The following is an 18,146-nucleotide window of genomic DNA, read 5'->3' as shown; positions in this document are numbered from 1 at the left end:
AAAATTTGCATTATTTATCATTAATTTATGTTTTAATGAATTAGAACTTAAGTACCTTTTTTAATAATAAAATTTCGTAAATTGGAAGTGAGAATATGATAAACACGGATGTTCAGGTTTCAAATGCAAAATTAAAAGAATGGTTATTATACAAAAATTTTCATTTGTTAAAGAACAGCAGTCAAAAACGACTTATCGACCACTATTTAGCAGTATATTATTATAATCAAGAAAGTCTATTAACTTACATCGCTAGAAATCCAAACCTAAATCTAAAAAAATTAAAGCAAAATGAACTGAATCATTCTTTCCCCAAATTCTCTTGGGGGCATAATCGTAAGATTTTCGTTTCACCACGCTTTAAAACTGATCTAGTGGAATCACAACAAAGTTGCTTGATCAAGCCTAATCACCAATGGATCAATGATATTTTAAAAACTAATGATAATAGTTCCTTGTCATTATTAGACAAGCAAAAACAAATCACGTATTGGTATGTTAAATCATATGGCCCAATTACAATCAACGATTTATCCTGGTGGTTAGGAACCAATAAGAGTAAAAGTAAGGAACTATTAACTCAAACTGGACTTGTAAGTGTTGGAAAATATTGGTTCGAAAATGGAAATTACAAATTATTCAACAGTTTTTTAGATCGTTATAAAATCCCCCAGACGCAAGTTAAATTCTTACCAGCTTATGATCCACTTATCAATGGTTACGCCAGTAATTCAGAAGTTCAGAATTGGCTCAGATCAAATCAAAATTTAAACGATGCTTCTAAAAAACATCATTCAATTATTTTATTTAACGGTTCTTTTAATGGAACATGGCAGATGAATGATAAAACAGCTGAATTTATTATAAATCCTATCAGTAAAATTCAAGAGACTAATCAAATCATTATTAGAAATGCCCAAAAAATGGTTAACAAGATTAATTATGAATTAAATGATTCTTTTAATTTAAAAATTATTTGATAAAGTCATTATTTAATTTTAAATCTTGTCTTTCAGTTCAAACTAGACTCCTAGTCCATCAACTTATATTTTTTCAAAAGTAAAAATAAAAACAGCCTGTAATGGACTGTTTTTAGATACATATTAGTGATCTAATTTTCATAATATAATCATTTTTACTATTCAAATTTATTAAACAAAGATAATAAGTATAAATTTAAAATCACTATAGAATAAATTAAATTTCCATAAACATTTTAGAGGTGATATAATCATTATCATATTAATGGATAAGGGGAGATTTATTATGAAGAAAAGTTTATTATTTTTAGCTGCTGCTGTATTACTTGTTAGTGGTAGTGTATACACAGCTCACGCTGATGATGCTAATAGTAACGATACAACTACTACAACTACTAGTGACAATGATTCCAATAATTCATCTGATACTAATGATGATGACAATCAACTTGTTGAAGTTAATCCAAACAAGGTTGGTAAAGTTACTGACATTACTCCACTTGGAAAAGCTGGTATGAAGTGGAACAAGGCCAAACAAACATTAAAGAAAGCAAAAGCTGCCGTTAAAAAAGCCAAGAGTCCTAAGGCTAAGAAGGCTGCTAAGAAGAATCTTAAGAAAGCCTCTGCTGCTGAAAAACAAGATCATAAAGAATTCACTACACTTTGGAACCAACAACAATAAACTTTTTAATCAATTAAAAAGTAAATAGTTAGTATAGACCTAAGGTCTGATTTCGATATTTCATCGAAATCAGACCTTTTCTCGTTCATGAAATATGATTAAATAAAAAAGCACTCCAAAACTATTAGCCTTTGTCCAATAATTTTAAAGCACTTCAACATTGTTTTTAGTAAATTTTATTTTATCTAAATACCATTCCACCATCAACCAAAATAGATTGACCAGTAATGTAGTTCGCTTTATCACTAGCTAAAAATGATACTAAGTTAGCAACATCTTGAGGATCAGATAAACGACCTAAGGCAATATTCTTAGCGAATTGGTCCATTCCCCATTCAGCTGATTTACCAGCTTTCTTACCAACTTGTTCAGCGATGTCTTCCATCATTGGAGTCTTAACGATTCCAGGACAGTAAGCATTAACTGTAATTTGATCTTTAGCTAATTCTTGAGCAGTAGTTTGGGTAATTCCGCGAATTGCGAATTTAGTGGAACCATAAACAGTTAAGTTAGGATTCCCCTTTTGACCAGCTTGAGAAGAAGCGTTGATGACCTTACCACCATGACCTAATTCACGGAACTTCTTAGCAGCAGCTTGTGTACCCCACACAACACCACCAACGTTAATTGCTTCTGCTTTAGCTAAAGTTTCTGGTGTTACTTCATCAATTGGCGTTGTAGGAGCAACCCCAGCGTTATTAACGATAACAGTAAAATCACCAAAATGTTTAGCAGTCTTTTCAACTGCATCAAAAACGTTATCACGAATCGAAACATCCCCAACGACAGGTAATGCTTCACCACCATCGTTTTTAATTTCACTTGCAACTTTTTCAATTCCGTCGGAATGACGAGCCATCAAAGCGACCTTGAACCCATCTTTGGCCAATTGCTTTGCAATTGAAGCTCCGATACCTTGTCCAGCACCTGTTACTAATGCAACCTTTGTCATAATATAACCCTCCAATATATTTTTAACCATTTACATTGTATTGCAAACCCCAAATTAAAGATAGAATTTAGCCTTATGATTAATAAAATATATAAAAAACGCAAGGTAATTTACCTTACGTTCCATTCGTTATTTAATTAAACCAATCCGTTTCATGATTTCATCAACACGACGAAGGTGATAATGGTAATCAAAGGCATCGTCAACATCTGCTTTTGAAAGATGACTCATGATTTCATCATTACCTTCAACCAAGGACTTAAAGTCTTTTCCCTCATCCCATGATTTCGCCGTCAAAGGTTGAACCAAGTCATAAGCAGATTCACGACTCATTCCAGTTTTGATCAACTTCAACAATACTCGTTGACTGTAAATCAATCCATGGGTGATTTGCATGTTTTGTTTCATCCGTTCTGGGAAGACCGTTAAATCGTTCAAAATCCCGGTGAATCGATGTAACATGTAATCAATTAAGATCGTGGTATCTGGTAAGATAATTCGTTCTGCAGAAGAATGAGAAATATCTCTTTCGTGCCATAATGGAACATCTTCATAAGCAGTTACCATATGACCACGAACCACTCGAGCTAACCCACAGATATTTTCAGATCCAACTGGATTCCGTTTATGAGGCATTGCGGATGATCCCTTTTGCCCCTTGTTGAAATGTTCTTCAACTTCATGCACTTCTGATCGTTGTAATCCACGAATTTCAGTCGCAAATTCTTCCAAACTAGTTGCAATCAATGCTAAAGTCCCAACATAATCTGCATGGAGGTCTCGAGGAAGAATCTGACTAGAAATTTCTTGAGCTCGAATCCCTAATTTCTTACATACGTAGGCTTCAACTTCAGGTGGAATATTGGCGAAAGTTCCGACAGCCCCAGAAATCTTACCAGCTTCAACTCCAGCAGCAACTTCATCGAAACGCTTTTGGTTCCGTTTCATTTCAGAATACCAACGGGCAATCTTTAATCCAAAAGTAGTTGGTTCCGCTTGAACCCCATGAGTCCGACCAATCATAACCGTATCCTTATATTTAACGGCTTGTTTGGCAATCACATCAATGAATTCTTGAATATCTTTTTTAATAATTTGGTTAGCTTGTTTCAAACGGTACCCGTACGCTGTATCAACAACATCGGTACTCGTAATTCCGTAATGAACCCACTTCTTTTCTGGTCCTAATGATTCAGATACGTCCCGAGTAAACGCAACCACATCATGATGGGTAACGGATTCAATTTCCTTGATCCGATCCTCATTAAAAGTTGCATTTTGCTTAATCTTTTCAACATCAGCAGTTGGAATCTTACCTAACTTTGCCCATGCTTCATCAATGGCAATTTCAACATCGAGCCAAGCAGCATATTGATTGTGTAACGACCAAATATGTTTCATTTCACTACGCGAATAACGATCAATCATCGAAAGAAAACCCCTTTTATATAGTAGATTCTTATTTAACACTAGTATTATATCATTATTATTCGGATATTAACAAATAATTTCATTCTATAAAGTTAATATAGATGCATTGTCATTTAAAAAACGAACTATAAGAATAACTAATTTTAGATAGTTCTTGATTTATTATAATAATATCTGTAAAATCATAATTGGTGTCTAAAATAGATACTAATAAAAAGCTGAAAGATTTTGAGGTGTTCTTATGTCATCTATCGTAATTGTGGGAAGCCAATGGGGCGACGAAGGAAAAGGTAAAATTACTGACTTTTTAAGTCAACAAGCCGACTTCGTTGTTCGTTATTCTGGAGGAGATAATGCTGGACATACACTCGTTATTAATGGAAAGAAACTCCATGTTCAATTAATTCCATCTGGAATTTTCCTACCTAATGTAATTAGTGTAATTGGAAACGGAATCGTTTTAAATCCGAAATCTCTTTTCAATGAACTCGACTACTTAACCAAAAATGGAATCGATGTTAAGAACCTTCGAATTTCCAGCCGAGCTCAAGTCATCATGCCATACCACATTCTTTTCGATGGCTTACAAGAAAAATTAAAAGATAATAAAATTGGAACTACTAAAAAAGGAATCGGCCCTGCTTATATGGATAAACTCGAACGAATTGGAATTCGAGTTGCTGACCTATTAGATAAGGAAACGTTGTCCCAAAAATTAAAACAAGCACTTAAAATTAAAAATACGTTATTGACTAAGGTCTTCGATGAAGAACCACTTGAGTTCGAACCCATCTTTAACGAATACTACGAATATGGAAAGAAAATGAAACCATACGTTGCTGATACATCATTATTGATCAATAACGCTTTAGATGAAGGGAAACACGTTCTCTTTGAAGGGGCTCAAGGGGTCATGCTCGATATCGATCATGGAACATACCCATTTGTCACTTCATCTAATCCAATTGCTGGTGGAGCTGCTACTGGGGCTGGAATTGGTCCTGACAAGATCAATGAAGTTATTGGTGTTTGTAAAGCTTACACTTCGCGAGTTGGTGATGGTCCATTCCCAACCGAATTATTTGATGAAGTCGGCGATCACATTCGGGAAACCGCTCATGAATACGGGGTTGTAACTGGTCGTCCTCGTCGAATCGGTTGGTTAGACACAGTTGTTTTACGTCACGCTAAAAGAGTTTCTGGATTAACCTATCTTTCTTTGAACTGTTTAGACGTTTTAAGTGGCTTAAAGACGATCAAAATTGCAACTCATTACAAGTTAGATGGGAAATTAATTGATAACTACCCTGCTAACAATAATGAACTCGAACGTTGCGAACCAGTCTATGAGGAATTACCAGGATGGGACGAAGATATTACCAACTGTAAGACCGTTGAAGAACTTCCCGAAAACGCCAAGAACTATCTAAAACGCGTTAGCGAAATCGTTGGACTCCCATTAGATACTTTTGCGGTCGGTCCTGATCGAGAACAAACTAATATTATTCATAACGTTTGGGAATCAGCTGACAAAGTTGCCCAAGCCATCAAACAGATTAACAAATAGGAGGAAACCCCCATGCAAGCCTTTGACTACGAAGACATTCAACTCATTCCGAACAAGTGTATCATTAAAAGCCGAAAAGAAGCTGATACTAGTATTAAATTCGGTCCCCGAACTTTTAAAATGCCCGTTGTCCCTGCAAATATGCAGACCATTATTGATCGACCATTAGCAATCTGGTTAGCCGAACATGATTACTTTTATGTAATGCACCGTTTTCAACCAGAAAAACGATTAGATTTCATTGAAACGATGCAAGACAAGGGATTATTTGCCTCAATCAGTGTCGGTATCAAAGATAGTGAATATGATTTTATTGACGAATTGGTCGCTGCAAAACGAACTCCGGAATACATTACGATTGATGTTGCGCATGGTCATTCCGAATTTGTTATTAAAATGATTCACTATATTAAAGATAAGTTACCTAAATCTTTCTTAATCGTTGGGAACTTAGGAACTCCTCAAGGAGTAAAGGAAATTGAAGCCGCAGGTGCAGATGCTACAAAGGTTGGAATTGGTCCTGGAAAAGCCTGTATCACTATGCTGAAAACTGGTTTTGGAACTGGCGGTTGGCAATTAGCCGCTTTGAAATGGTGCTCAAAAGGAGCAACCAAACCAATCATCGCTGACGGTGGCTTAAGAACCAATGGTGATATTGCAAAGTCGATTCGTTTTGGTGCTTCGATGGTCATGATTGGTTCAATGTTTGCTGGTCACGAAGAAACTCCTGGTGAAATCGTTGAAAAAGACGGTAAGAAGTACAAACGTTACTGGGGTTCAGCATCTGCTAAACAAAAAGGTGCTCACCACAACGTCGAAGGCCGTCAAATGTTACTTCCATACAAGGGTTCGATTCAAGATACCCTTACTGAAATGCAAGAAGATTTACAATCATCAATTTCATACGCTGGTGGCAAAGACTTAACTGCTATCCGTACTGTTGATTATGTGATTTTACATTAAAATATTCAACGTCCTAATTTTAATTAGGGCGTTTTGTTTACATTAACATTACTATTTCTTAAAAAGACTAATATTTTCTTAAAAATATTGGTACAATTAAAAAGTATACTAAATTATTTAAGGAGTTTATTAATGAAGTTTTCTAAAAAATGGCTACTGAGTAGTACGATGGTAGCCTTAACATTGCTAGCTGCCCCAGCAGTTGCAAATGCCAAGAGCACTAGCTCTGATCAAAACACGACAACGACCAACACTACTACGAATGTTGATCCAACTCAGATTCAAGTTAACCAAACTAATCCTCAACAAACTCAACAAAACGTTACAAACAATGACTTTTTGAACAAGCCTGATAATACATTACAACAAAATACAAACACAACAAATACTTATAATAGTACAAAGTTAATTGATTATTCAGACAAAAACTTTGAAAATGACTTCGGCTTTTCTCACTTTACGAGATATAACCTTGATCATATGCAAGATGGAATTAACACTGACGCCGAAAATCCAATTGGTGATTTTAGTGGAATTAAAATTTCAGATGTTCCCGTTGCTAAGGACACCCGTAAAGGAAATGTTGGTCAACAAATGAACGTTTGGGATTCTTGGCCTCTCCAAGATGCAAACGGAAATGAAGTTACCTACAAAGGTTATCACGTTGTGTTTGCCTTAACAGGTAATCCAAGACGTGATTACAAAACTAAAAAGGGCCAATACATTCAAGATAGTCGTATCTTCGTGTACTACCAAAAGGTTGGCGACGAAAATGACGGAATCAGTTCTTGGAAATCAGCCGGTCCCCTTTTCTTAAATAGTCGTGAAGGTACCAATGGTGATGATGCTGTATTGAATCGTCAAAAAGCTCAATGGTCAGGTGAAACTGTTCAAATGAGTGATGGTAGTATCCATGTTTTCTATACTACTTTTGACGGAACTCAAAAAGATAGTTGGCAATCAATGGCAACTGCTAAAATTAGCTTAAAGGCTGATAAAAATGGCATTACAGTTGATCATGATGCCACAAGTGGTCATAAGACCATTTTGGAACCGGATGGTTATTACTACCAAAAGTTATCTCAAGCTAAGAACGATAACACAGATGAAAATGCTTTCCGTGATGCCCACTACTTCGAATACCAAGGTAACAAATACGTTATCTTTGAATCCAACACTGGTCCTGTCGATGGGTACCAAGGATCGAACCAACTTTATAACATGAGTTACTTTGGTGGAGATGACAGTTTCCAACAAAAGGAACAAAACCTGGTCATTCCTACTAAAATAAAGCAAAACATCAAGAAAAAAGTTAAAACTCGCGTCAAAGTTAAGGGTAAGAAGACCAAGAATGGTAAACCCGTATACAAGACTAAGGTTAAATACATTAAAAAGAGTCACATGATTCCGAACCCATGGAACAAACCAGCGACTGATTACAACGGTTCAGTTGGAATTGCGGAATTAAATGATGACTACACCGTTAAGAAGATTATGCATCCATTAATGGGAATGAATACCATTACTGACGAAATGGAACGGCCAAACATCTTCGAACATAACGGTAAATGGTACTTATTCGGAATCACTCGTGGTTACAAGTTAGCTACTCCAAACGTTAAAAGTTCCAACAGTTTCATGTTAGGATTTGTTGCTGATTCCCCATTCGGTCCATTCAAACCATTGAACAATAATGGTTTAGTAATCAGAAACACCAGAGCTTGGAGCAGTCGTTACTATGAATACTCATTCTATGTATTAAATAATAACAATGATAACAGTAACAAGTTCGTGGTAACTGGTTATATGACTAATACAAAACAACGTTTAGGTCACCAAACATTTGCCCCTAGCTTCACGATCAATCTTGATGGTGATAACGCAACGGTAAATCAAGAAGAAGTATTACCACAAAATGCAACAACAACTGATAATACGAACTTCATTAAATAATTAATGATACAAAAAAACCTGCTCACGTGAGCAGGTTTTTTTATTGCTAAATTTAATTTTAGTACCAACCATGAGCTTGCCAGAAAGCTTTAGCAGCTTCCCATGATCCATAACGAGAAGCAACGTAGCTATCAGCAACTTTTTCTTGGTTCGCAGCAGAATAATCGCCATTTAAATAAGAAGAATCTAATTGATATTTACCATAATAACGGCCATTTGAAGCAGTATAAGAGTTGCTAGATTCACGAGCAGCAATCCATGCTTTCGCCGAATTACCACTTGTGGCAGTAGTAGTACTTTGGCTTTGAGATGAAGTATTATTAGCTTTATTCGTGGTATTCGCCGTATAACTACCAGTTGTTGTAGCAGCTTTAGTAGTTACTTGATTGGCTTGTTTAGTCACTGATTGAGGGGCAGAACTACCACTTGGAATTATAATGGAAGTGCCAACTTGAATCACGTTAGGATTAGAAATCCCATTTGCTTGCTTAATCGAGCTAACGGATACGCCATAAGCTTGAGCTATTTTCCAGAGAGTATCCCCTGATTTAACCGTCACTTTACGCTTAGGGTTCGCAATTCTAGTTGTTGTGTTCTTTGCGGCTTTAGAAGTAGTATCTGCATTAGCCACCTTACCCTGTGCAAATAAACCACCAATTCCAGCAAACAGAGCAACTAACGCTGCGGAAAACAAATGTTTTTTCCGTCCCAAATTAGCCTTCTTAGCAACAAAACGCTTATAAGTCATCTTTCCATTATTCTTTTTCATTATATAACCTCACATTAGATATTAGCTTAAATAGCATCTATTATATATCATATATTCTATCTCAGAAAAAGACAATTAGAAATCAATGTTTCTAATTGTCTATTTGACGATTTTGTAGCAGATTTGAAGCCACTTTACTTATTTTGAATCTTAGTAGTAACCATTTGCTTGCCAGAATGACTTAGCAGCAGCCCATGAACCGTAACGAGAAGCAACGTAACTATCAGCTACTTTTTCTTGGTTAGCGGCAGAGTAGTCACCATGAAGGTATGATGAATCTAATTGGTACTTACCAACGTATTGACCGTTAGAAGCACTGTATGAATTACCTGATTCATGTGCAGCAATCCATGCTTTAGCAGAATCACCATCACTACTAGTTGAAGTAGTGTTGTTAGATTGAGTAGTTTGAGTACTTGCAGCGTTAGCATTGTCACTAGTAGCAGCGGCAGGTTGTGCAGTTGCTTGAGTTGCTTGGGTAGTTTGACTTGCTTGGTTATCACTGAAAGTAGTTTTCTTAGCATTATCTGGAAGGATTAACTTTTCACCAACTTTAATTGCTGATGGATCATTTAAATGGTTAATCTTTTCCATTGAACGTACTGAAACGTTATATGAACGAGAAATGGCCCATAAAGTGTCACCGGATTTAACAGTAACCTTCTTTTGAGTTGATGCATTGGCGGTAGCAACACCACTAAATAGTAAAGCTGCCCCTGCGATTGTAGACACTAGAAATTTCTTTAAACTCTTGTTGTTCAAAATATATATCACTCCTATTAAATATAAAAAGACAAGAACTTAAATCGATTATGAACTGGTTTATCGATTTGTTTTACAAGTTGTTGATTTATATCAATCAACATGAATGTATTCTAAAGGTTTTGTATTACACACAAGTCTCATCAATATTAAATAAATCGTGTACTATTGTAAAAATGTAACATTCATGTAACAAAACTCGCTTCATGATTGATTTATTAAGCTTTAAATTTTAAGATTTTGACGTAAAAAGGGAACAAAGTTTCGTTTTATTAAGAAAAAAGTTTAAAAAAAGAGCAGAATCAACTTGATTCTGCTCTTAAAAAGATTATTTTAACCTAGAAAAGGCGTTTGAAAAATTCTTTTAATCCGGTAATGAAACGATGATTAGCTAATTTAATTCTTGTGATTAGACCATAACGTTCCACTTTTTCAATTTTAATCGTAGTACCCTTTTTAATTGGTTTAACCCGATTCTTTTTACTAAAGTTCTTGTTACTGTGAATAAACATATCGCGAACCGCTTTAATTCGTTTCCCAATTTTATCGAAAGTATAGTAGAAACTAGAGTTATACTTGCCCTCTTGTTCTAACTTGTACTTTTCATAGTCTAATTTCTTACTGTTAGCACTGGTTTTAACGGTAGATTCAGCACTACTTGGTGTCGCAACATAATAGTCGTTATTAGCATATGAAGGAATCGTTGCAGATTGAGTTGGAATATAAGGTGCCATAGATGATGCACTGCTTGAAGCATTACTAGAGGAATTGCTTGAAGCGTTACTGGAGGAATTACTTGAAGCGTTGCTTGAACTACTACTATTAGAACTAGCGTTTGAACTAGCTGGTGTCGTAGAGCTTGATGGAGTACTAGAACTAGATGAACTAGCGGCACTTGAAGTTCCACTATTAGTGGAACTAGCACTTGAACCAGCACTACTTGCTGACGATGATGCAGAAGATGGGGTTACACTACTACCACTGTGGGCAGGAGTATCACTACCATTACCACTACCAGCTCCAGAACTAGATGGTACAAATGATCCCCCATTAGCTCCACTATGAGAAGCATTTGAACCATTATCAGATGGATTAACCGCATTACTACCATTACTGCTTGGGGTTGAAGAACCACCAGGGATAATGCTGCCACCATTATTGATTGCATTCGTTAATTGTTTCAAACCATAATTAACGTTTGAAAGAATTTGATTAGACATCGCTAAATAAGAACTCTTTTTAGCATTCTTAGAGTTAGTGTAAGCTAATTGATAATATTTATTAGCATTATTTAATAACGTTCCCACTGGACTAACGTCAACGCCTGATTTTGCATTGTAAGCTTGAGCAACGATGTTATCATATTCTGATTGTAAATCATCAATTTGTTGACCAACGTAGCTTAAATCAAGCTTATTCCCAAATTTATAAACATCAACACTGGCTTTTTGGTCAGTATTTAAGGTATATCCTTGGTTAGCAGCTTCATTAGGAATATCCATTAAGGTATAGAATTGCTTCGTTTCAGGAAGATAAATTTCAAGTGAAGAATTATCAACATAAACAACAACTCGGTTGATATCAACACCATTCAAATTCGTGGATGTTGTTGTATCAATTCCTTTAAAGACATTAGAACTATCTTGGGTTCTAGTAACCTTCATCTTACCATCCATAAAGGAAATCAAAACGCTATTTTGCGCATTCCGGGTTAAGAGAATTGTCTTGTTAGCATTATCACTATTAGAAAAGTCAACTTCGACCTTGTTATCAGTTGGAATTGAAACTCCATCAGTGGATTTAGTAACGTCAGTAGTTGATTGTAAAATCGATTGACCAGGATCGATTGGGGTTTGAACCACTTGGCCATTTTCAAATTGTAATAGCCGACCTAAGGTAAATGATCCAGAGTGGTCATTATCCTTATAATTAGTCCACATCGTTGGACTGTAGACCCAATCACCTAACCAGTTAACGTTCGCAACTAAATCATCATCGATCTTAGCATAGTTACCAGCATAGTTATCAGTACCATCATCAAGGGTTTGAATCTGACCATCTCGGACAAAAATGCCTTGATCATTATAATGACCAGTTACGTATTGAGTATATCCATAACGATCATTAGTATTATTGAAGTCTGGTTGAGAACTAAAGAACATGATCGTTTGACCATTAATGGTTTGAATATTTGGTGTTTCATTTAGATCTGATTCACCTAATGAAATATCATTAGCAGAATCATGAGTCCAGTTTATACCATCTTGGCTGGTTAAAACGAACGTCTTTTGATTCAATCCACCAGCAATGTACATTGCGTATCCATTATTGATCTTAGTAACAAATGGATCACGGAAGTCAGTACTCTTTTGATTTCCAACAAGAGCTGAAGTAACAACCGCTTTATCACTGTATGGATGATATTGTTGATCATCATTACTGTATGCCAAATAGATTCCAGCAGATTTACCATCGTTAGTAAAAGTGGAGAAATAAGCCAACTTAGCATTACTATCAATCGCATTACCCCATTGATCTTGAGTCAACAATGGTTGATTATTTTGTCCATTGGTAATAACACTTCCAGTGGCAACATATTGCCAAGGAATCCCATTCTTATTATTACCAGCAATTTGAGTTGAATTCCCATTTGCATCAACAAATGCAGCATCTGGAATCATAACGTTATCTTTTGAAGTTGGATCAGCGGCATTATGTATTGGAGTATAAGTAACAAAGTCAGTCGTCTTTAATCCATACCACTGATTAGAGTAAGAAACGTTGTTTGGATATGGTGAAGAAAGATAGTATAGTTCCCAATAATCAAGGTCACCATTACTATCATAATGAGGAACAATACTTTGAACATCATTAGCGTATCCTTGTGGGTTCGTGTAATGGAAATTTTGATTAAATTGAGGATTTAGAGTTGCTGGAAAAGCAGAATCATACTTTGGATTACCAGCTTCAGCATTGGCTAAAGAATCATTCTCACTATTTCTGTAAGTAACGTCTCGGGAAACAGCCCCCAAAAGAGTTGGGGCTTGGGCTTTAAAGCCGACTTCTCTTCCTTGATATACAGTAGCAGAACTAGAGTTTTCACTATTATTGACAGCATTACTAGAACTATCAACTGAAGAATTAGTAGCTTCACTGCTGGAATCAGAAGCTTCGCTAACTGTATTATTAGTAGTATTAGAACTTTGAGCAGATTGTTCCTTTGCGGCTACAGCAGATGAAATCTTAGCCTTAACACTAGCTTCAATTGAAGCTCGAATAGATTCTTCTTTTGAATTCTGTCCACTATTTACATTACTTACTGAACTTACTGATTTTTGGTCATTTTGACTGGAACTATTTTCAGCAGAAACCCCAGTTGAAGCCTTAGGAGCTTGAGTTGATGAACTATCACTAGTTGAACTACTTGTAACAGCACTTTCACTAACCGTTGATGAATGAACTTGGCTATAGTTAGAACTAGGCGTTGTGGCAGCAGATGTAGTAGTAACAGACGTACTACTTACTGATGAAGCATTAGCTGCAGAAGACCAATTATCGACAAGTGATGTACTTGTATTTGATGAAGAATTAGTTTCATCGGCGTGGGCACTGGCATGACTGCCATAGCCAAAGAAACCAGTTACCCCAGCAGCGATGGTCAATAAACCTGTTGTAAATAATTTTTTAGTATAGTTATTTGTCTGTTTATTAGACTCATATATTTTATAAATCATTTTAGTTTTCTTATTCATCTAAAATCCCTCACAATTAACGATTCAAACTTCTATTTAATTATATAACTTTTTGCTTATTAATGCTTAAATTTTAGTTAAAAAATGTGGTTAGATAGCAAAAAATTCGTTTCTGCTATTTATTAACAGAAACGAATTTTTATAAATCAATGTGGTTTACCTTGTATCATCAGTTATAACACAATTAATCTAAATCATGCTGGTTGAATATCTTTAAAGCTAAACCATTTATGAGCATCAATATTGTACTCTTTCATTTTTTCTTTCCAATCATCTAATGGTGATTTTTCAAATGGTAATGAATATTCTTCTTTTTTTAGTGCTTCATTTCTTGAGTTTATTAATTCTTTAGCAGCATATTCAACTTTTGAATATCCGTTGAAAAGTCGATATAGTTCAATTAAAGTCATATCTTCTCCATATCCTGTACTTTGTCCAGAATCATTATGATATTTATCATATTGTTTAACCATCAAAAGGTATAGTGCTGATAAACAGATATTAGCATCTGGCTCATATTTTCCATATTGAGCAGCCATCCGATTAATATCATGAATATAAAAATCCTTAGAAGGTTTACCAGCAACATTGTAAATTTCTACGATGTCTTTTTTAAATTCTTCTCCGAATTGATTATATAAAGCCAGCGAATGATTATAAACGTCAGTCAATTGATCATCATATTCTTTAGATAACGTTTGAACATAATCTTTATTAATCATTCTGAAACTAGCTTTAAAACCAGGACAAATAATAACAGAAGAATTAGGAACCTTTTTACTTAATTTTATATTTTTTGTCATAAGAAACTACTCCCTTTCAGATTAAATAATATTTTTATCAAATGATTTCTTTTGTCATCAATTGACAAGTACTACAATACGCTGGTTCAAAAATTAAAAATAGAAATAAAAAGGATTTATCAATTTTAGTTATAATAATAAAAAAGCTCTAATAGCTAACATAATTAGCGATTAGAGCTTTTTGGTTCACTTTTTATCTTATGATTCTTTGGGCGATAAATATTCTCTGACTTTATCTCTAGTGTCTTCATCTCTAAACCAAATATTAGTTTGTCCAGTAGCTCTAGTTAATAAAACAGCGTAAATATTAAAATATAATTGTAATATCTCTGGATGTTGTTCAGCATTTAACTTATCTATATCATTACCAAACTTATCCTTAATAAGATTCAAGAATACAGTATCTCTACTTCTGGTCAAATCATAAATCCACTTATTAGCCCTTAAGTCCCACTTCAAATCATTCCACCAAATTAGGCCGACATAATCTAGTCCGAGGCCTTGAATAGCATAAACGCTTCCAACATACTTAGTGTTATCTTTATTTTTTAACCATTGATATTGCTTTTCAGTATCATATTGTTGCCATGGATGTTCAAAATGAAAATCATCATGCGAATCAAGACTATTAAAATTAATTACCTTATCATCTTCATTTTGACTACTATTCCATGGCCAACAACATGGTGCCAACCACTTTACGTTCGGATGTTTATAGAATTCTGGTCTTGATTTATAGTCTTTCATTTGTTCATCTAATTTTTTTAATTCATCATAGATTTTAATATTAACTTTAAAGGGATCAGCATATACTTTATCATCTTTAAACATGTTATCAATGATATCGATAATATTACTACGAATTCCACAACGCATTTGTTCTGTTAATTTATATTTTTTTAAATTAACATTGGAATGATTTTTAACATACTCTTCAAAATTCTTCAGAGTCCCTTTTTCAGAAAGTCTAAGAACTTGCCAGTCATCTTGAAGTAAGATAATCGTATTGATCCCTTTATTGAACAATTTATCCAAATCATCATTAATATTACCCATTCTATGAGCCTCATCAATCACCATTAATTTAGGTTTAATCGACTTATTTTCTATAACTTGATTAACGTATCTAATTCTCATATCGTTATCTTCGGAAATTACCCGAGCTAGAGTTCTATTTTTAACAAGGCAATAGATTGCATCATTCGGATTATCATTAGAAAGACCAAATTCTTGCATAATACTATGATAATAATAGATTGAACGAAATCCTAAATAAGTCTTTCCCGTTCCTGCCGCACCAGAAATAATGATTAATTTCTTTTGAGGTTGCAGAATTTGCCCTCTAATCTGATTTTCAATATCTTCTTCAATCGAACGTTGATCAGTAAATTTATAAACTTCTTTTTTAAAATCTAATACTGACTTTGCTTCATTACCCTTAACGGCTTGACGTAATCCATTAAAACTAACACTTTCTTTTTCTCCAACAAATTCACCATTCACTATTTTTTTAGTTAACTTAGAATTATTTTGATTATTAAAAGTCGCCTTAAGATAATTAACAGCGTTTTCATCATACTTACCAATCACTTTATTTGTATCATCACCAGATTGTTTAAATAAATTACTATCTGAATTACCTAAAAGAATATTAATATTTCTTAAAAATGGCGCTAATAATAATACTCTTATTTTTACATTCTCATCTTTTTTACTAGTACCATTAAAAGCAGTATTATTATTTAATTTATTTTTTTGTTTAGTTAAGCGATAGAAGGCATTGTACATTGGTCTAAGTTTTTGACTTTTTTCGGTAGTCCCTTCTGGGTCATCCTTATAACTCATAATAATTTTCTTACCATTCTCAATTGTCTTAAATGCACGATTTTCATCACGATCAGATAGTCTTATCCGCTCAATTAACATCACTTGAGAATTACCATCTGTATCAAAACCAACCAACATCATTCTAATGAATGAATAGAAGGGAGTTGGATATTCAAAAATAACATCTAAATCACCTAAACCAGCTTCATAGAGTTTATTAATTATTGGAATTGAATTTCTAGTAAAAAACTTATAATCATAATTATTTCTATCAATTGGCTTATTTGGATATTTTGCCTGCCAAATTTTATCCGCAATTTCGTCTTTTCCCATATTATTCAAATATCTTACTTTTCCATAGTAATTACTCATGTCCTAATCCCCTTCTTCATCTATCACTAATAATTTTATCATTTAAAAAACTTTAGTCATCATTTATTTAAAATAGATGGTGTTATAATACATAACAAGATTTATTAGGAGGATTATTATGAAAAATCATGAAGAAATTGCAAAAATAACAGGTAAAAATTTAACAAAGCTATATAATAATCTAGGACTAAAAAAAAGTTATATTAAAGAAAAAACAAATGTATCATATACTACCATCAACAATTGGTTAGATGGTAAAAAAATTCCAAGTAAAAAAAATCTTGAAAAATTATCAAAAATCATGAAAGTTAGCAAAGATGACATTAAATATAAAAATGTCAAGGAAATAAATAATAAACAATTTCAAAAAAAGATAGCAAATTATAACGCAAATACCCTTTATCAAAAAAAGCTAGATGAACAAAGTAACAAAATTAATGAAAAGCTTAAGGATGAACAAAATAATTTCAAAATATGGGAATATTCAAAAAATAACATGAATCCAACCATTTATGAAAATTCTTTTTTATTCATTAATCCAAAGAGTGAAATTAAAACAAATAAAATATTAGCAATCAAAAAAGAAAATGAAATTATCGTTGGAAGACTTAAGAAATGTGAAGAATCATCTGAATATGTTTTAACTTATGACAATCCACAAACTGATTTTGAATCTATTATGATTAAACAAATAAAAAATAATAAACCTGAATTCATTAATGATAAAATTAAATATCTGGGAATTGTGGAAAAAGCCCTAAAAGATTTTTTTCGTTATAAAGTTACTACTACTGAAAGAGATCCAGAAAAAAGACAAGCTTTTATTTTTAAAGATGCTGAGAAACACTTCAATAATGGGACAAGAACATATAATATATTTAAATACACAAATGATGACATGGAACCAATGATACGTAAAAATTCAATCGTCTATGTTAGTCCTGAAAATAACTTTTCCAATGGGAACATGATTGCGGTTTCTAAAAACGACAAAGAAATATTAATTCGTAGATGCTGGAAATTTAATGACCCACATCCATATGAAAAATATAAATACTTCTTATCTAATTATCCCCATAATATAAACGATACTGTTATCGTTAATAAACAAGATGATAGCAACGTTAAAAATAAAAAAGATAACAATAAAACAATTAAAAATAATACCCCAATGTTATTAAAAGACCTTAAATTCGATTCCTTAAATCGTTATTATTTTAATAAAGATAATATAAGATTCTTAGGAGTTGTTTCTAGAACAATTAGCTATTTCTAATAAAGACAACAAAAAAGACTTTGAAGAAAAATTCCTCAAAGTCTTTTAATTTTAAAA

The 18,146-nt window shown here is 33.7% G+C and carries 13 protein-coding genes; 6 read left to right on the top strand and 7 right to left on the bottom strand.

The annotated features are described in order from the left end of the window. Nucleotides 1-95 precede the first annotated feature (95 nt). Both AC3B6G_RS04105 and AC3B6G_RS04100 read left to right on the top strand, forming a co-directional pair. On the top strand, nucleotides 96-980 hold the full coding sequence (locus AC3B6G_RS04105) for a DNA glycosylase AlkZ-like family protein (protein WP_489849150.1): 885 nt from the start codon (nucleotides 96-98) through the stop codon (nucleotides 978-980). Nucleotides 981-1,266: 286 nt separating this feature from the next. Further along, nucleotides 1,267-1,662, top strand: coding sequence for a hypothetical protein (locus AC3B6G_RS04100; protein WP_489849149.1), 396 nt, complete (start codon nucleotides 1,267-1,269; stop codon nucleotides 1,660-1,662). Nucleotides 1,663-1,843: 181 nt separating this feature from the next. On the opposite strand, the gene AC3B6G_RS04095 is transcribed toward AC3B6G_RS04100, so the two are convergent. Both AC3B6G_RS04095 and purB read right to left on the bottom strand, forming a co-directional pair. Then, entirely contained in the window at nucleotides 1,844-2,614 is a 771-nt protein-coding gene (locus AC3B6G_RS04095; RefSeq protein WP_489849148.1) for a (S)-acetoin forming diacetyl reductase, read from the bottom strand. Nucleotides 2,615-2,743: 129 nt separating this feature from the next. Then, a complete protein-coding gene (gene purB / locus AC3B6G_RS04090) occupies nucleotides 2,744-4,042 on the bottom strand; it encodes an adenylosuccinate lyase (RefSeq protein WP_489849147.1) in 1,299 nt (432 codons plus the stop codon). Between the two features lie 244 nt (nucleotides 4,043-4,286). Between purB and AC3B6G_RS04085 the strand changes: the two genes are divergently transcribed. The 3 genes from AC3B6G_RS04085 to AC3B6G_RS04075 all read left to right on the top strand — a co-directional run bounded on the left by AC3B6G_RS04085 (nucleotide 4,287) and on the right by AC3B6G_RS04075 (nucleotide 8,528). After that, the gene (locus tag AC3B6G_RS04085) at nucleotides 4,287-5,612 is read left to right on the top strand and encodes an adenylosuccinate synthase (RefSeq protein ID WP_489849146.1); all 1,326 of its coding nucleotides are present in this window, start codon (nucleotides 4,287-4,289) and stop codon (nucleotides 5,610-5,612) included. A gap of 12 nt (nucleotides 5,613-5,624) precedes the next feature. Further along, the gene (locus AC3B6G_RS04080; protein WP_489849145.1) at nucleotides 5,625-6,575 is read left to right on the top strand and encodes a GMP reductase; all 951 of its coding nucleotides are present in this window, start codon (nucleotides 5,625-5,627) and stop codon (nucleotides 6,573-6,575) included. 132 nt (nucleotides 6,576-6,707) lie between these two features. Continuing rightward, nucleotides 6,708-8,528: a glycoside hydrolase family 68 protein gene (locus AC3B6G_RS04075; protein WP_489849144.1), complete on the top strand. Its 1,821-nt coding sequence runs from the start codon at nucleotides 6,708-6,710 to the stop codon at nucleotides 8,526-8,528. A gap of 58 nt (nucleotides 8,529-8,586) precedes the next feature. Here AC3B6G_RS04075 and apf (AC3B6G_RS04070) read toward each other — a convergent pair whose 3' ends face one another. From apf (AC3B6G_RS04070) to AC3B6G_RS04050, 5 genes are all read right to left on the bottom strand, one after another. Beyond that, a complete protein-coding gene (gene apf / locus AC3B6G_RS04070) occupies nucleotides 8,587-9,297 on the bottom strand; it encodes an aggregation-promoting factor (protein ID WP_489849143.1) in 711 nt (236 codons plus the stop codon). 150 nt (nucleotides 9,298-9,447) lie between these two features. Continuing rightward, nucleotides 9,448-10,059, bottom strand: a complete 612-nt coding sequence (gene apf, locus AC3B6G_RS04065) for an aggregation-promoting factor (protein WP_489849142.1) — start codon at nucleotides 10,057-10,059, stop codon at nucleotides 9,448-9,450. Between the two features lie 338 nt (nucleotides 10,060-10,397). Continuing rightward, the gene (locus AC3B6G_RS04060) at nucleotides 10,398-13,811 is read right to left on the bottom strand and encodes a DUF5776 domain-containing protein (RefSeq protein ID WP_489849141.1); all 3,414 of its coding nucleotides are present in this window, start codon (nucleotides 13,809-13,811) and stop codon (nucleotides 10,398-10,400) included. 194 nt (nucleotides 13,812-14,005) lie between these two features. Next, a complete protein-coding gene (locus AC3B6G_RS04055; protein ID WP_489849140.1) occupies nucleotides 14,006-14,614 on the bottom strand; it encodes a hypothetical protein in 609 nt (202 codons plus the stop codon). Between the two features lie 198 nt (nucleotides 14,615-14,812). Then, nucleotides 14,813-16,813, bottom strand: a complete 2,001-nt coding sequence (locus AC3B6G_RS04050) for a DNA/RNA helicase domain-containing protein (RefSeq protein ID WP_489849139.1) — start codon at nucleotides 16,811-16,813, stop codon at nucleotides 14,813-14,815. Between the two features lie 118 nt (nucleotides 16,814-16,931). Here AC3B6G_RS04050 and AC3B6G_RS04045 point away from each other — a divergent pair, with 118 nt between their 5' ends. Beyond that, nucleotides 16,932-18,089 carry a S24 family peptidase gene (locus AC3B6G_RS04045; protein ID WP_489849138.1) on the top strand — a complete coding sequence of 386 codons (1,158 nt, stop codon included), beginning with the start codon at nucleotides 16,932-16,934 and terminating at the stop codon, nucleotides 18,087-18,089. Nucleotides 18,090-18,146: the final 57 nt, after the last annotated feature.

Source organism: Nicoliella sp. ESL1149 (genome assembly GCF_058107265.1).
The sequence above is the reverse complement of the archived record's forward strand: the minus strand, read 5'-3'. Positions and strand labels throughout refer to the sequence as shown.

Bases quoted from the DNA above. Each gene is read 5' to 3' on its own strand.
- AC3B6G_RS04105 (WP_489849150.1), top strand. From the start codon at position 96: ATGATAAACACGGATGTTCAGGTTTCAAATGCAAAATTAAAAGAATGG.
- AC3B6G_RS04100 (WP_489849149.1), top strand. From the start codon at position 1,267: ATGAAGAAAAGTTTATTATTTTTAGCTGCTGCTGTATTACTTGTTAGT.
- AC3B6G_RS04095 (WP_489849148.1), bottom strand. From the start codon at position 2,614: ATGACAAAGGTTGCATTAGTAACAGGTGCTGGACAAGGTATCGGAGCT.
- purB (WP_489849147.1), bottom strand. From the start codon at position 4,042: ATGATTGATCGTTATTCGCGTAGTGAAATGAAACATATTTGGTCGTTA.
- AC3B6G_RS04085 (WP_489849146.1), top strand. From the start codon at position 4,287: ATGTCATCTATCGTAATTGTGGGAAGCCAATGGGGCGACGAAGGAAAA.
- AC3B6G_RS04080 (WP_489849145.1), top strand. From the start codon at position 5,625: ATGCAAGCCTTTGACTACGAAGACATTCAACTCATTCCGAACAAGTGT.
- AC3B6G_RS04075 (WP_489849144.1), top strand. From the start codon at position 6,708: ATGAAGTTTTCTAAAAAATGGCTACTGAGTAGTACGATGGTAGCCTTA.
- apf (WP_489849143.1), bottom strand. From the start codon at position 9,297: ATGAAAAAGAATAATGGAAAGATGACTTATAAGCGTTTTGTTGCTAAG.
- AC3B6G_RS04060 (WP_489849141.1), bottom strand. From the start codon at position 13,811: ATGAATAAGAAAACTAAAATGATTTATAAAATATATGAGTCTAATAAA.
- AC3B6G_RS04055 (WP_489849140.1), bottom strand. From the start codon at position 14,614: ATGACAAAAAATATAAAATTAAGTAAAAAGGTTCCTAATTCTTCTGTT.
- AC3B6G_RS04050 (WP_489849139.1), bottom strand. From the start codon at position 16,813: ATGAGTAATTACTATGGAAAAGTAAGATATTTGAATAATATGGGAAAA.
- AC3B6G_RS04045 (WP_489849138.1), top strand. From the start codon at position 16,932: ATGAAAAATCATGAAGAAATTGCAAAAATAACAGGTAAAAATTTAACA.